Consider the following 14598-nt stretch of genomic DNA (forward strand, 5'->3'; position numbering starts at 1 on the left):
ACAAACCAGGATACAAACCAGATGTCGATCAAGAGTAAAATTTTCATCCTCCTTGCCCTTCTTGGCGTATTGTTTGTCGCCGTCAACGTTGCCATTCAGTATCAATGCATTCTTCCCGGATTTAAGACCCTGGAACAAAGGGAGAGCGAAAAAAACCTCAACCGGGCCGTCAAGGCGGTGGAGCGGGACCTGGAACATCTCAGCCTGCTGTGTTACGACTGGTCTGAATGGGATGACACCTATGATTTTGTTGCTGACGGCAACCAGGAATACATCGATTCCAACCTGGTACTGACCACATTCACCCACAATCGCCTGGCGTTGCTCTACATCATTGACCGATCCGGCAAGGTCATCTGGGGCAAGATTTATGACAAGGAGATCGAAGAATTCATCACTCTGCCGGACTTCCCGGAAGATCAGTGGCCTGCCGATCACCCGCTCCTGGGGCACCGGCAGCCGGAAAGCGTCCTCAACGGCTACCTGATGACCTCTGGGGGGGCGCTGACCCTTTCTTCCCGCCCCATCCTGCCCAGCATGGGAGACGGCCCCATCCGGGGAACCCTGATCATGGGCCGCTTTCTCTGCGACAACTGTATCCAGATGATGAGAGAACAAACCCAGGTTGACCTCAACGTCTGGTCATTCAACTGCGACACTCTGCCCCCGAACGTCTGCCTGATCAAAGACCAGCTGACTCCCCGGCAACCGGTTCTTTTTCAGGAGAATGATAAAGTGACGTTCGGCTACACCTTCTTCCCTGACATTTTCGGCAGTCCGGCCATGATCCTCCAGGTTGCCACCCAACGGGACATTTTCAACAAGGGTCTTCAGGTCCTGAAAGCAAACGCCCTGGGAACCAGCATTGCCGCTTTGGCAACCATCCTCTTCCTGGCCTTTCTGCTCCATTCCATTATCAGCAAACCCCTGACTGCATTGGAAACCACCTTGCAGTACATCAGCCGCAGCGGTACGTTGCAGCAGGTTGATGAAAAGCTGCTCACCCACGATGAGATCGGCATGCTGGGGATGGAATTCAATCGGATGATTATCCGGCTGCAAAATGATCTGGAGCGGCGAAAACAGGCTGAACAGGCATTGGCAGCCAAGGAAACCCACCTGAACACCCTCCTGTCAACCGCTCCGGACGGCATTGTGACGGTTAACCATAAGGGCATTATTGAGTCGGCAAACCGGGCCATGGAGCTGATTTCCGGCTATGGGACCACGGAACTGCTTGGCAGACACCTTCTTTTTCTGATTCCAGCCCGTTACCAGGATGCCGTAAAGCAGGAAGTCAATGTATTCATTGCCGGTTCCGAGACCTCACTCGGCAGACAGGGGATGGAAATAACCGCCATGCGCAAGGATGGTTCCGAACTACCGATTCACGTACTGGCCTGCACCATGGACATCGATCAGAAACATAAATATGCCTGTTTTATCCGTGATATATCGGAACTCAAAGAGTTGCACGACAATCTGCTGCGCACCAGACATCTGGCCGCCATTGGTGAAATGGGTGCGTCCATTGCCCATGAAATTCGCAACCCCCTGGCCGGTATCAGCGGCGCCGTCCAGGTGCTGGTGGAAAACGCGCCAGCCGATTCCCCTGACCTGCACGTCCTCAACGAAATTCTCCAAATGGCCAGTCGGATGGAAAGCAGCGTTGACCAGATGCTGGAATTTGCCAAAGACTGGAATCCGGAAATAACCCGATGCGACCTAGTGGAACTCATTGACACTATCATCAGGGAGGCACGCATCAATAAAGATTTAAAAAACGCGACCATCTATTTCAAAGGGCCGGAAGCCTCTCCCTCCTGGGTTGATCCGGTGTTATTCAGTCAGGTACTGGTCAACCTGCTCCACAATGCTGCCGAATCCTTTGATGGCCCCGGAGAGATCAACTGCCTGCTGGAACGCCACGATCGGGAGACCATCATTACGCTCCAGGACAACGGCGCGGGAATGACCCCGGAAGTACTGGCAAAGGTTTTCAAGCCCTTTTTCACCACCAAAATTAAGGGCACCGGCCTGGGGCTGTCAATCTGCCAGAAAATCATTGAAAAACATGGCGGATCCATTACCCTCAGCAGCACTGTAGGGGTCGGCACCAAGGCAGTAATCACCCTTCCGGGAAAAAAACTGCAGATCAGCTGACCCTCCCCCTTCAAGACTGCTCACCCTGACCACCGGCAGCAAAAGGACAGCAACCAGGCGCCGTTTGCCGGCAAACACCAGCGCGTCAACAGAAGCAACATTATTCTTGCCAAGCAATCACCATTGCCACTATAGTGTCAACATCAGGATAAAGCGACTGCTGGCTGCCCTGAAAAGTCAAGACCCGGCTTTCTTTTGATAGATTGCCCATGGTACACTGTATATTTCATTGACGCTGTGCCCAAAGCGCGGTAACGTTGAGCCGAAAAGCAAACAAACAGCGAACCAACGACTCATAACTCCTGTTGATATGCAGCATGCCTGAGCAACCAATCACCATCCCAACAGCTGAAATCATTACCGATCTGCTTATTGACAATTGGGAGTTACGGTGGCAGGTCCTGGATATCTTTCACCAGACCAAATCCCGGGTTAAAAATTTTTCCCAAACCTCCCCCTATCACCGGTCGATCGCCAAGCTCTGCCATCAGATCATCAGCAACCTCCAGAGTGAAAACGACCAAAACCTGCACACCATCACCCTGGCGGTTTATTTCCTGGGCGGCATGGAGCAGGTTTTCAGGCTGCTGAAAAAGCTTGATCTTGAAGCCCCGCCCCTGGCTCACGAGGAGTTCAAAACCCTGCAGGCAAAAATCCTCAAGGGCAACCGGGAACATACTATCTATGACTACTTTCTGCTGCTCTTTGGCACCGGAGATTTTCCCGACAGCGCCCTGAGCCTGAGCATCAGATTTTTTACCTCCGATGAACTGGTCAGCCTTTTTTGTGCCATCTCTTCGCCTGTCCAACAGGCCCTGGCGTTCGATCTACTTATGCAGCGCTACCCCGGCACCAACCTGAACCACGTACTGACGGACAACAACCTGGCACTCCTGACCAGCAACCCCAGACTGCTGCCCCATCTCAAACTTCCCCTGGAACAAGATCTCTTAGCTACAGCAACCGACATGGCCCTGGAGCTCTTCAGACGGCAGCAACACCTTGAAGCGGCGGTGGGTGCCTGCGTGCAGTTGCAGATTACCAGTGCCATTCCTCAGATCAGCGCCCTGGTGAATGATAAGGAGATGCGTCCCATAGCCTTGGCCGCTCTCGGTCGCCTGGGATCAGAGGAATATCTTGGCACCCTGGTGGCGGCCGGCCGGTCATTCTTCAGCAGCAAAAAAACGGAAGCAGCCAACCTCCTGGGTGCCTACCAGGGACAACAGGCTATAGAGTGCCTCAAAAAGCTCGCAAACTCCCGCAACCGAAAAATCAGGGAATATGCCCTTGCCTCCCTGGAGCAAACCGGACATCCTCAGGCACTAAGTGCCATGGTCAGCCGGTTCAGCAGTGCCGCCACCAAGGAAAAAAAGCAGATTCTGGCAATCATCGCCCGAACCCGCTGGCCGAACATCCCCGAATCACAAGGCGAGAGAATTGCCGCCCAGGCTACCGACAGCGCCCTGGCACCGGAGCTATTCCAGGCACTGGAGGCAATAGGGCATGGTGCGCTGCTCCTGGAAACACTGCAAACGTTTCAACAACCGCTCAAAACCGGGCACCAGAAAACCATGTGTCTCTTTCTCGGCCAGTATGCCGCCAAATCGGCGATCAGAAAAGCATTGCTGGCCCACTTGTTCCACCCTGACTGGGGATTTTCCTACCACCTGCTCTGCCGGATGCAAAGTCACCTGACCATCAGGGAGTTTCCCGCCCTCTTTCAGCTGCTCGAACTGCGGGAGTCCCATAAGCCGCTGACCATCAAGGAACGCCTTGAACTCGGTAAAGGCGATGATGAGTTCATCCCGGCCATGTGCCGCTACCTGAACCAGCACCCCCCGATAGCGGAACAGTTGCTTTTCGCCCTTACCAACCACATTTTGACCCGCAAGCCGCCGCTGAAACAGCATGAACTGACAACCATTTTTGCCGGTCAGGAAAAAGGACTGCAGCGGTTGGTTAGTGAATCTCCCTTTGAAATGACTGAAGTTCCACCGGAAAACCTCTATATCCTGCTGCTCTTCTGCCGCTATCTAGATGAAATTACCGTTGACGGCGCCAGTTGTTTTGCGCTAGTAGTGAACCTTACCAGACGCTACAGTGGATTTTTCAGCCAGCATATCTGGTCAATAATTTACGCGATTTTACAGGCGGAACGAACCACTACCGACACCGCCCTCCTGCCTTATCTTGATCAGCTGCTTGAGGTTCTTCGGGGACGCGATGGCGTCATCGAACTGCGAACCATGGCCTTGACCATAAAAAAGCGGATATTTTCCATGTCCCGGGATTTGGTTGTTTTTATCGAGTCCTCACGCTACCGTGATCTGCAAATCTTCAAGGTAGAGAAAATCCATGGGTAAACTGATATCAATCTTTTTCGGCAACGCCTTCATCCTTCCCTACGCCCAGGATGAAGGGAGCAAGAAGGTTGAGGCCATCCAACTCGATGACATCTCGGTGCCCATTGCCCTGAACAACCAATGGACCAATGAAAAAATCTATCCCATTCCGGCAATGATCTGCTTTGACGATGATCGTATCTATTACGGTCATGAGGTCCGCAGCCATAAAAAGTTCTTCTCGCCCAGCACCTTTCTCTACATGAAGCAGTACATGGCCAAAAACCAGCATCTACCCCGCATCCTCGGCGACCAGGAAATCTCCATCTTCCAAGCTGCGGAAACCCTGATGATCAGCATTATTGACCGGATCAACGAATTATACGGGGCTGAAAACATCTCCATGTATGTCTTTCCGGTTCCTCCCAAGGCCTACGATATTTTTGCCCATTGGATTGAACAGTTCTGCTTCCGCACTGGCCTGGTTAATTTTAAGATTGTCGATGGGGGGGTGTGTGCGCTGCTGGCCTACGGCCTCGGCCATGAGTTGGGAACCAACTTCATGTATCTTCTTTTCGGCCCCATGAGTCTTGACCTCTACATCCTCAAGGTCGAGGAAACCAACAGTGAACCACGACTGAAAAGTGTTCTGCTGGGGGGGATGAACAAGAACTATGGCAGCATCGACATCGACAAAACCCTGCAGGAGGAGCTGGCTGACTACCACATAAACCTGCGGCAGACCGGTCAGATTGTCCACCACCTGATTACTCACCCGGTCTACGAAGAAACCTTCAACGATCGCCCCTTGCGCTACACCCAAACCGAACTCCACACCTTGCTGGACGACAAGGGATACGGCCAGGAGCTGAAAAATATCCTCACAGATCTCATCGACCTTGCCTCGGGCATCGGGGTAACCTATGAAAGCGTCCAGTATGTCCTGTGCGCCGGTTCAAGCATCCAGATTCCCTATTACCGCACCATCCTACAGTCATTCTTCGGCAATAAGCTGCTTTTTGACAAAGCCCATAACGCCATCCCGGTGGGAGCTCTGACCTACCTCCAGCGCCAGGACGCCGGCAGCACGATCAGAGCCAATTATGCCCTTCGTAGCCGCACTGCCAAAGGTGAAGGATATAAGTTCGATATTATCATTCCCAAAGGCACCCCCTATCCCACCCACCAAGGGGTGACGACCGTTATTGCCAACAGTTTTTTTGATGGCCAGCATGAAGTATCCCTGGATATCTTCCGCATGGATATCCCCGAATCCACTGATGACCGGGAAATTGTCATGACCGAACATGGCACGCTCCAGGTTGAAGAACACATTCCTGAAGAGCAGAAAGTATTTACCAACGAGGCAAAACCAGAAATCATTAAAATCGATCCCCCAGGGAAAAGCGGTGAGCGACGGCTGGAGATTACCTTTGATGTCAGCATCAACAGGGATCTTCTGATTACCGTCAAGGATTTGCGCCGCAATATGATTACCTGGAAACGCAAGAAATCCATCCGTTTGGAGTAATGCACCATGAGCGAAAAACATCATCGGAAGAAAAGCCAGCCCGACCCTCCGGCAGCTCCTGCCTGTGAAGTGGACACCGTCCACATCAGCATCGGCACGAACGGCGAGATTAATGCCTGGGGCCTGGAGCAGGAATCCGAAGAAACCATCCTCAAACGAACCGGCAACCAGAAGCTTGCCGACCGGCTGCTGAATATGTCCTATACACTTTGCGGATAACGGGGGATAGCTGATGAATTTTCTGGAACATTTAAACGTTATCATGCGCAGCAACCATTCGCTGATCAACGTCGTCACTTATGAGGAGAACCGGTTTATCAACATGATGGCTGAGTCACCGCTGTTCAAGGATAAAAATATCATTCAATGGGATCTTGCCGACGGTTTCAAGGCCATTCAGGGCGATTTGTCACAAATAAAAAAGACTGACCGCCCTGACCCGCTTGTCTGCCTACGGGAAATTGACAAATCAAAGGTGAGCACCATTTTTATTTTGCGCGACTTTCATCACCACTACCGGGAAAGCATTGTCGTCCGAGCACTGCGCAATCTTCACTATGAACTGCAGTTTACAAAGAAAGTCATCATCATCCTGACCCCGGCGGCATCGCTGCCCCTCGAACTGCGTGAAGATGTGCTGCAAATGGAGTTGCCGCTCCCCACCTACGAGGAGATTGAAAAACAGCTTGAATCGATTATTGCCAGCACCTCCCAGCATCGGCCGCCGACCCCCCAATTACGGGAAAAACTGGTTGAGTCCACCCTGGGGCTGTCACTGGAAAACATCAAAACCCTGTTCGCCCAGATTATTATCACCCATAACGTCATCGATGAGCGGGCTATCGAGATCGTTCTCCAGGAAAAACGGAATATTATCCAAAAAGGTGAGATTCTGGAATTTTTTCCGGTGCGCGAGAGCCTCAATGATATCGGCGGCCTGGAAAATTTGAAAAAGTGGCTGCGCAAACGGAGTAAGGTATTCACCCGTAAAGCCAAGGATTACGGCTTGCCGGCCCCCAAAGGAATTCTGATCATCGGCATCCAGGGAACAGGTAAAAGTCTGACTGCCAAGGCGACTGCCGGCCTGTGGAAACTTCCCCTGCTGCGCATGGATCTCGGCAAGGTATTCGGCAGCCTGCTGGGGGAATCGGAGGGCAACCTGCGTAACGCCATCCGCCTGGCAGAAACCATCTCGCCCTGCATCCTCTGGGTTGATGAATTGGAAAAGGCTTTTGCCGGCTCCAGTGGCTCAGCCGGAGACAGCGGCACCTCCGCCCGTATCTTGGGGACCTTCCTCACCTGGATGCAGGAAAAGACCAAACCGGTTTTTATTATTGCCACCGGCAATGATATTACCTTGCTGCCGCCGGAACTGATGCGCAAAGGCCGCTTTGATGAAATCTTTTTCGTTGACCTGCCATCCACCAGTGAACGTGAAGCAATTTTCAAGGTTCACCTTGAAAAGGTTCGACCTGTTATCCGTCAGTTCGATTTGGAAGAGCTGGCAGGTGCGACAGATAAGTACAGCGGCGCTGAAATTGAACAGATTATTTATGACGCTATGTTCACCGCTTTTGATGACAACCAGCGGGAATTCACCGCCGATGACATTAAAGCCAGCATTCAGGAAATTATTCCCATTTCCCGGTTTATGAAGGAAAGGATTGAGGGCCTGCGTCAATGGGCGGTTTCCCGGACCCGCAAGGCCAACAGCGAATAAACCATAATGGGGAAGAAGCCGCCCCCCTACGAATGACTGCCAAAGAGCACAAGGAGGTAGCAATGTCTCATTTCACCAAGGTAGAAACAAAAATCACCGAACTGCTTTTTCTCAAGAAAGCCATCGCTGACATGGATCTCGCTTATCAGGAAGGCGATTTGAAAGCCAAAGGATGGCTGTGGAAAAAAGCCAAAGCCGACCTGCTGATTCCCACGAAAAGCGGCTACGATATCGGCTTTAAATTCAACGGTTCTTCCTACGACGTGGTCGCCGACTGGGATTCCATCAACGATGTTTCCCAGGACACCTTTATTAACGAACTGAATCAGCGCTATGCCTACAATGTCGTTTCCGATACCATGGCCCAGCAGGGTTTTACCATCGCTGAGGAAAAAACCGAAGACGGCACCATAAAGATGACCATGCGTAAGGCATCCTGATAAGAGAAACGATAGACATCCTATGGACGGAGATGATCATGGAAGAGATACAGATTGAAATTGACCAGCATGGCAAGGTCCAGATAGAGGTTTCCGGGGTTGAGGGAGGAAAGTGCCTTGACTTAACCAAGACCATGGAACAGCTGCTCGGGGGGGAAATCAGTCAGCGTGAATTTACCCGGGAATACTATATTCAGAATCCCCTTACCCAGGAAGAAAAGGTCTCCGGCTAAAAACAACTATATTTTTCTTGACATCTGCCGATAATACGGTATATTCTTCTCATATGGTGCGGTAAAGGTTGATGGACGATTGTTCTACCATGCACCAGTATTCACAAAGCGGTGGGAAACCCGGGGGAAATCATGTCATACCAGAATTACATGTCAGCTTATGCCGGCTACGCAGGTGATAGCAAGCCCTCCGCCATGGAGATCGTTCAGAGCATCAGTTTTTTGACCAAGCTTGGAGCGTTGTGCCTGCTGACCGGAAAAATTTTCATGGTAGTTGCCATCGCCGCTGTGTTTATTCCGGCATTGAATGCCTACGCCATCCCCTGCACCATCATCTGGGGAACGCTGGTGTCAACAACGATTATTCTGTGTTCCGTTGATCACTATACCAAAAAACACAAAGCTGAGCTGGCAGCCGAAACCGACCCTACGATTGCCGCCTTGAATGCTCTCCAGTACAGCTACACCCCACAAGAACTGGACCACGACAAAACAGACCGTCAGCGGGTTGCTGCTTAAAATAACACCGCTCCACCGACAATAACAAAAAGGGAAGCCTTCACCAGGCTTCCCTTTTTTATGTCATTTTTACTTCTAAAACAGATAAAAACTCATAATACAATATAACTCATAGTTAATATTCAATAAAAAAAAATTTTATAACACAGTTTTCACCTTGACTTTTAAAGTGAATATAGCTTAATTCACATTAAGCGATCCTCAATGAACAATGGGTCATAACTTGTTAAATACTTAACAAGTTTAAAAAAAAACAACAAATTATTAGATGCAAGAAAGTGTTTCCATCAAGGGAGGTCGCCATGAAAGGAATGATGCCCGTAAGGGGGTACGCCAGGCAGGAAACAAGCAACCACGAAACCGATTTCAAAGATCTCCTTAAAAGCATTTCCCCCCTCACCAAGATCGGCGCAGTCTGCTTCGTCATCGGCAAGTTGACGGGCGTTCTGGCCATACCGGCAGTTTTCATCCCATCCTTGAATGCCTTTGCCATTCCCCTGATTATCTGCTGGGGTACTTTAATCCTGGCCACTATTGTCATCTGTTCGGTGGATCATTTCGTTGTCAAGAAACGACAACTGGGAAGCGAACAGGCAAAAGCCGAGGAGGTGCAGAGCTGGCTTGCCGACCACCCGGAACTCCGGGAGCAGATTCTGGCTGAGCTGCAGCAGGCAGCCCAGAGCGACACCCCAGAAAACGATAAAGTCATCAGCATGTCTTCCTACCGCTAAACCTTTCACAAACCATAAAAAAGGGCGGCATGATGATGCCGCCCTTTTTTATGGTTGTCTCATTGCAGCGATGACGCAGCAATAGAACACCGCCATCTCATAACTCAATCAGCCAAGCTGGGTTGCCAGCGCCCGGCCATAATCCTGACAAGCTTTGATAATTTCAGGGTCATCAGCCTGCAGTTTAGCCTCCAGGGCATTAAAGGAACCGAGATTGATAAGGTTCATTTTCAAAACATACTCCATCGTATCAGCAATAACCTTTGGTGCGTCGCCGGAATGGGTATAAGCACCAAAGGCTCCCGCTGCTTTGCCGGCCAAGCCGGTCTTTTCTGCCAAGAACAGAAAGGTTTTAAAATTCTGGGTCATATCCCGGTGATAGGTGGGACAGCCAAACATATAGCCATCGTAGCCCTGTAGATCTTCCTCACTTTTTACCGCACTGACTTTTTTCAATTCGACTTCACAGCCACCGATGCGAACCCCTTCTGCAATATAGTTGGCCATTTTTTCCGTATTGCCCGTCCGACTGAAATACACGATAAGGACCTTTTTCATTTTTTCTCCTCTCCGTCTGGGATAGCGTCATTGTTGCGACAGCGCCATTATTCAGGCTTCCACACTTTCCAAACATTGCCCACAAGATCCGGTCCCGGCTTCAGCACCGGCTTGCCGGGCGTCCAGCCTGAGGGGCATACTTCGCTGCCACCGGTTTTGCGTACATGCTGAAAAGCCTTCACTTGCCTCAGGGTTTCTTCCACACTGCGGCCGACCGGCGGCGTCAGCACTTCCATCGCCTGGACAACGCCATCAGGGTCGATGAGAAAGCGACCCCTGACATCGACCCCGGCACCTTCATCGTAGACACCGTAGATTCTTCCCAGATTGCCACCTGCATCAGAAAGCATGGGAAAGGGCACACCGCCGTCGATCATTTTACCCAGTTCGCCTTCCTGCCACATCTTATGAACAAAAACGCTGTCAACACTGACGGACATAACTTCAACATCCAGTTCCTTGAATTCCTTATACTGTGCGGCGACCGCCGTCAATTCCGTCGGTCAGACAAACGTATAGTCGCCGGGATAAAAGCAGATGAGGACCCATTTGCCAAGATAATCGGCCAGCTTAACCTGACCGAAATCGCCATTCATAAATGCCGGAGCGGTGAAATCAGGGGCTTTCTGGCCAATCTTTACTGCGGTCATATCCTTCTCCTTCTTGATCTGATCATTAGTTTCGGTTGCTTGCTTTTCTTCCGGCTCCCCCACAACGGTACCGGTTCCTGCGGCGCACCCTATACCTTTCTTCTTCTCTGCCATCGGCAAACCCCTCCTTCCGCCAACTACTGCAATGAACTCAGTTTGGCATCAATGTTCATTGAAAGAACTGGTGAGAAAATTGCCAGCTAAAAAAACGTTCCGTTGCCAAAAGAAATAACCAGGCCTAAGCCAGCAACCACCAGAAACCAGACAACCATCAGGGCCATCACCAGTGAACCAAATTTTTCCAACATTTCTACCCCTCCTCCACTGACAATGTCCCCCGACCAAGCTTGAAAGCAATAATGATCGGGTAGGCGATAACGATCAGACCCATAACAAAGGTCACCAGAAACAACGCCGTACTGCCCAGGTCAAGGCTGACCGGATACGTATAGATCGAATAGTCATGACGACCAAGATAGTTCATCCGCAGGACTTCACGGGCGGTGGACATTCCCAGCACCGCCACCAGGGAAACCAATCCCAGGGGGACTGCATAACGATCAGGGTTCTGTTCGGCCATCATCAGGACAACCAGCACCAGGGTACCCAGAGCGGCACCTACCAGAAATAGAGGATTAAGATAGAAGCTGAACTGCAGCGGCACACTGAACAGCCACCAGAAACCGATAACAACCTGGACCATGGCGGCAATCTTGGCCAGCCGGGCGCCGGACCTGCCGACCCAATCAAGATATCCCTGATCAATATCGGTGCGCGGCCGGAAATACCAGGCGTACAGCATCATATAGATGCCGATATTGATGAAAGCCGGCACCATAAAATGGAGAAAACGGCCATGCTCGAAAGCGTACATCCCGGTACCCAGGGTTTTCAGGCTGTCATTGACAATGTACCAAGCCTTCCACTGTTCAGGCAGTAGCTGCTGCATGGCAAAAACACTCATGATCCCGCCGGCAAAAACAACCATGATCAGAGCAGCAATGCCGAAGAAGCCAAATCCAGCCGGGTTTTTCTGCCGTTTCAAATAAAAAACATAGCAGGACAGAAAACCAAGAATAATAATCAGCAGAAAAGCCATCGCCCACCAGGCTGAAAGGGTATTGGCAACATACCAGAAGGGATCATAGATCACCTGGACGAACAGCAGCGGCGCGACCCCCAGAACAATCGCCAGAGACAGATTGACGGTGCTCGCCCGGGCCAGTCCTTTTGAAAGCCGCTGGCCGTATTCCCCGCCTTTAAAGTGGTGATACACCGCCATAAAAATACCGCCGACCACCAAGTTTACCACCACGATATGCAGGGCAAAGGTTAAAACCATCAGCCCCTGAAACAACCACGGGAAAAAGGGTACGCCCATGGGGTCACGTAAATTTATTAATGCACTCTGCAGATCCATTATCACAACCTCCGATAATTTCTTTAAAATATCCTTAACACACCGGCCGCTTCTTATCCTACTGATCTCCGCTGACTACCCACCGGGGATCAACCTCCTCACCCACCAGCGTCGCCATAAAGGCGCTGGCTGCCCGGCGCTCCACATCACTACCGGCAAAGGCCGGCATATAGGGATAGTCGCCCAGTGATTCGAGGAAAGAGTAAAGGTCTTCAGCTGCCGTGGTGCCCATGGCGGCAACCAGCTTCGGCAGGGAGCTGCGCCCGTCGACTTCCATCGTATGACAGATGACGCACTGCAGCTTGGTGATTGTCTCGCCGGCTTTCAGGTAGTTTTCGGCGGTAATCTGGCGCCAGCCATCGGGAATAAAATAATAGTCAGCCAGCATCCCCGTTTCGCTGAACCGGTCAACTTCCGAGGATATACCCTTGGCCTCCAGGTCATGGGCAATCACCTGGTTGCTGTACATGTAGCCGGGAATCAGGTAGGGACGCCGGCCAATTTCCCGCACACTTTCACCGCCACCAATGCCCACAAAGATCACCAGCGTCATACCGATGGTTACCAGCGGTTTGGCAATTCCGGTTACTCCCAGCAGCAGGACAGCGAAATAGATCCCGGTAATGGCGGCAACCGCCAGGGAAATGGTAAACATGGTTTTAGCATAGGCAAAGGCAGCAATGATATCCATCGTCCGTGCCGGCAGCTTGGCATAATACCAGAAACCGAACAGCGCCGCCCCGGCCAATCCGGCCAACCCCCAGATACCGGCGGTTTTAATGACCGTTTTCTTGGTCTCCTGGTCTTTGAGAAAGCTGGCCACGACGGCAGCATAGGCACCGGCAATGGCAAACATCATCGAAGTGCGGAAAAACAGCTGCGGCCAGTAGGTAGGATTAAAGAAACCATCAAAAAAACCGCCCGTTTCAACCCATTTTCCCGGAGTCATCATAAACGCCAGAATGCCGGTGATAATCACCATGCTGATCCAGGCGGCCATGGCATAAATCAGGCCGATACGCAGATGGGCCTTCTGGGAAATTTTACCGAAAGTGTAGTAATAGACATAGATGGAAACAATCTCGATAATAAAAAATACCCATTCGGTCGCCCAGCCCCAGACATAATTATGAATCAGACTGGAAATGGCCCGTGGGCTGATAATCGTGCTGGCAAACCAGATGCCCACTCCGGTGAGCGAACCGGTAACAAAGCAGAAAACCAGTACCAGCAGGGTAAACTTCTTGATAAATTCCAGCAGCGCCGGCCGGTCTTCCTTATAGGCTTTGCGTTCCAACAAGTAGGTCATCCAGAACCCACCGGTCGCCAGATGACAGGGGAGAATATGAAAAGTCGCAATCAAGGCGATAATCATCCCTCCGCCGATCCCAGGAAATTCAAAAATCGGATACATCGATCATGTCCCCCTTTCTAAAACAAAGATAACCAGAAAAAAGTATAAGGCAAGAAAAAATCCAACCATCTCCCATGCAAGAGAGACAATGCTGCGACAAACAATAACTAAACTATCAGAATATCTTTTGTCAAGATTTATTTCATGCAAAGACCAACAAAATCAACCGCTTACCCAACTGAAACACTCAGGTAAACAGTTTACCGTGGGCAGCCAGCTCTTCCAGGGCCGGGCGATCTGCAATAATAATCCGGGGGCCGTCGATCTGGAGCAAACCAAGGCTGCTCATTTTGGCAAGAATCCGGGAAAGGGTTTCAGGAATGGTTCCCAGCAGACCTGCCAGCTGACTTTTAGTAATTTCCAGCTCCAGCTGCTGGGCATTATTGTGACGTTTACTGAGGAATAACAGGTAGGCGGCCAGTCGGCCGGGCACTTCTTTAAGGGACAGGTCGTCAATCATCTGGGTAAACTGCCGCAGCCTTCGGGAAAGCACCGCCAGCATATTGAGGGCCAGCTGGGGGTGTCGTTCAATAAGGCCGATAAAGGCTTGGCGGGGAAAAAACAACACACTGCTTCTTTCTAGGGCAATAGCGTTGGCCGGGAAACTCTGGCCGGCAAACACCGGCACCTCACCGAAAGGCTCACCGGCGCCAAAGATATGAAGTATCTGCTCTTTGCCATCCAACGATGCTTTATATATCTTGACCCGGCCGCTTTCCACCAGGTAAAACCCATTGCCCTCATCCCCTTCGGCAAAGAGCAGTTGTCCTTTTGCACAGGAACGCACGGTACAGATGCCGGCCAGTTCATCCAGGTAGTGATCCGGCAGACCGGCAAAGATCGGCGATGAGGCAATGTGCTTCTTTACAGCCATAGG

At 51.2% G+C, this 14598-nt stretch carries 14 protein-coding genes; 9 read left to right on the plus strand and 5 right to left on the minus strand.

The window, feature by feature from the left end; all coding sequences use genetic code 11:
- Window positions 1-21 precede the first annotated feature (21 nt).
- From JXO50_03700 to JXO50_03740, 9 genes are all read left to right on the plus strand, one after another.
- A complete protein-coding gene (locus JXO50_03700; GenBank protein MBN2332192.1) occupies window positions 22-2163 on the plus strand; it encodes a PAS domain S-box protein in 2142 nt (713 codons plus the stop codon).
- Between the two features lie 317 nt (window positions 2164-2480).
- Window positions 2481-4526: a hypothetical protein gene (locus JXO50_03705; GenBank protein MBN2332193.1), complete on the plus strand. Its 2046-nt coding sequence runs from the start codon at window positions 2481-2483 to the stop codon at window positions 4524-4526.
- Window positions 4519-6036: a hypothetical protein gene (locus JXO50_03710; protein ID MBN2332194.1), complete on the plus strand. Its 1518-nt coding sequence runs from the start codon at window positions 4519-4521 to the stop codon at window positions 6034-6036. The genes JXO50_03705 and JXO50_03710 overlap by 8 nt, the downstream gene beginning before the upstream one ends.
- Before the next feature lie 6 nt (window positions 6037-6042).
- Complete coding sequence (locus tag JXO50_03715; protein MBN2332195.1) at window positions 6043-6255, plus strand: hypothetical protein; 213 nt, start codon at window positions 6043-6045, stop codon at window positions 6253-6255.
- Window positions 6256-6268: 13 nt separating this feature from the next.
- Window positions 6269-7756, plus strand: coding sequence for an AAA family ATPase (locus tag JXO50_03720; GenBank protein ID MBN2332196.1), 1488 nt, complete (start codon window positions 6269-6271; stop codon window positions 7754-7756).
- 62 nt (window positions 7757-7818) lie between these two features.
- Window positions 7819-8196 (plus strand): DUF1257 domain-containing protein, encoded by a 378-nt coding sequence (locus JXO50_03725; GenBank protein MBN2332197.1) that lies wholly within the window; start codon window positions 7819-7821, stop codon window positions 8194-8196.
- A 32-nt stretch (window positions 8197-8228) separates the two neighbouring features.
- Window positions 8229-8429 carry a DUF2997 domain-containing protein gene (locus JXO50_03730; GenBank protein MBN2332198.1) on the plus strand — a complete coding sequence of 67 codons (201 nt, stop codon included), beginning with the start codon at window positions 8229-8231 and terminating at the stop codon, window positions 8427-8429.
- A gap of 132 nt (window positions 8430-8561) precedes the next feature.
- Window positions 8562-8948: a hypothetical protein gene (locus JXO50_03735; protein ID MBN2332199.1), complete on the plus strand. Its 387-nt coding sequence runs from the start codon at window positions 8562-8564 to the stop codon at window positions 8946-8948.
- 302 nt (window positions 8949-9250) lie between these two features.
- Entirely contained in the window at window positions 9251-9679 is a 429-nt protein-coding gene (locus tag JXO50_03740) for a hypothetical protein (GenBank protein MBN2332200.1), read from the plus strand.
- Between the two features lie 108 nt (window positions 9680-9787).
- Here JXO50_03740 and JXO50_03745 read toward each other — a convergent pair whose 3' ends face one another.
- The 5 genes from JXO50_03745 to JXO50_03765 all read right to left on the minus strand — a co-directional run bounded on the left by JXO50_03745 (window position 9788) and on the right by JXO50_03765 (window position 14595).
- Window positions 9788-10237, minus strand: coding sequence for a flavodoxin domain-containing protein (locus JXO50_03745; GenBank protein ID MBN2332201.1), 450 nt, complete (start codon window positions 10235-10237; stop codon window positions 9788-9790).
- A gap of 47 nt (window positions 10238-10284) precedes the next feature.
- Window positions 10285-11001 carry a peroxiredoxin gene (locus JXO50_03750; protein ID MBN2332202.1) on the minus strand — a complete coding sequence of 239 codons (717 nt, stop codon included), beginning with the start codon at window positions 10999-11001 and terminating at the stop codon, window positions 10285-10287.
- A 196-nt stretch (window positions 11002-11197) separates the two neighbouring features.
- Window positions 11198-12307 (minus strand): hypothetical protein, encoded by a 1110-nt coding sequence (locus tag JXO50_03755; protein MBN2332203.1) that lies wholly within the window; start codon window positions 12305-12307, stop codon window positions 11198-11200.
- Between the two features lie 58 nt (window positions 12308-12365).
- Window positions 12366-13721, minus strand: coding sequence for a cytochrome ubiquinol oxidase subunit I (locus JXO50_03760; protein MBN2332204.1), 1356 nt, complete (start codon window positions 13719-13721; stop codon window positions 12366-12368).
- Window positions 13722-13908: 187 nt separating this feature from the next.
- Window positions 13909-14595 (minus strand): Crp/Fnr family transcriptional regulator, encoded by a 687-nt coding sequence (locus JXO50_03765; GenBank protein MBN2332205.1) that lies wholly within the window; start codon window positions 14593-14595, stop codon window positions 13909-13911.
- Between the last annotated feature and the right edge of the window lie 3 nt (window positions 14596-14598).

Origin of the sequence: Candidatus Anaeroferrophillus wilburensis (genome assembly GCA_016934315.1) — a bacterium.
GTDB classification, from domain to species: Bacteria; Desulfobacterota; Anaeroferrophillalia; order Anaeroferrophillales; family Anaeroferrophillaceae; genus Anaeroferrophillus; species Anaeroferrophillus wilburensis.

Excerpts from the sequence above, each read along its gene's own strand:
- JXO50_03720 (MBN2332196.1), top strand. The coding sequence starts at position 6,269 with ATGAATTTTCTGGAACATTTAAACGTTATCATGCGCAGCAACCATTCG.
- JXO50_03765 (MBN2332205.1), bottom strand. The coding sequence starts at position 14,595 with ATGGCTGTAAAGAAGCACATTGCCTCATCGCCGATCTTTGCCGGTCTG.
- JXO50_03705 (MBN2332193.1), top strand. The coding sequence starts at position 2,481 with ATGCCTGAGCAACCAATCACCATCCCAACAGCTGAAATCATTACCGAT.
- JXO50_03715 (MBN2332195.1), top strand. The coding sequence starts at position 6,043 with ATGAGCGAAAAACATCATCGGAAGAAAAGCCAGCCCGACCCTCCGGCA.
- JXO50_03755 (MBN2332203.1), bottom strand. The coding sequence starts at position 12,307 with ATGGATCTGCAGAGTGCATTAATAAATTTACGTGACCCCATGGGCGTA.
- JXO50_03745 (MBN2332201.1), bottom strand. The coding sequence starts at position 10,237 with ATGAAAAAGGTCCTTATCGTGTATTTCAGTCGGACGGGCAATACGGAA.
- JXO50_03735 (MBN2332199.1), top strand. The coding sequence starts at position 8,562 with ATGTCATACCAGAATTACATGTCAGCTTATGCCGGCTACGCAGGTGAT.
- JXO50_03725 (MBN2332197.1), top strand. The coding sequence starts at position 7,819 with ATGTCTCATTTCACCAAGGTAGAAACAAAAATCACCGAACTGCTTTTT.
- JXO50_03710 (MBN2332194.1), top strand. The coding sequence starts at position 4,519 with ATGGGTAAACTGATATCAATCTTTTTCGGCAACGCCTTCATCCTTCCC.
- JXO50_03730 (MBN2332198.1), top strand. The coding sequence starts at position 8,229 with ATGATCATGGAAGAGATACAGATTGAAATTGACCAGCATGGCAAGGTC.
- JXO50_03760 (MBN2332204.1), bottom strand. The coding sequence starts at position 13,721 with ATGTATCCGATTTTTGAATTTCCTGGGATCGGCGGAGGGATGATTATC.
- JXO50_03740 (MBN2332200.1), top strand. The coding sequence starts at position 9,251 with ATGAAAGGAATGATGCCCGTAAGGGGGTACGCCAGGCAGGAAACAAGC.
- JXO50_03700 (MBN2332192.1), top strand. The coding sequence starts at position 22 with ATGTCGATCAAGAGTAAAATTTTCATCCTCCTTGCCCTTCTTGGCGTA.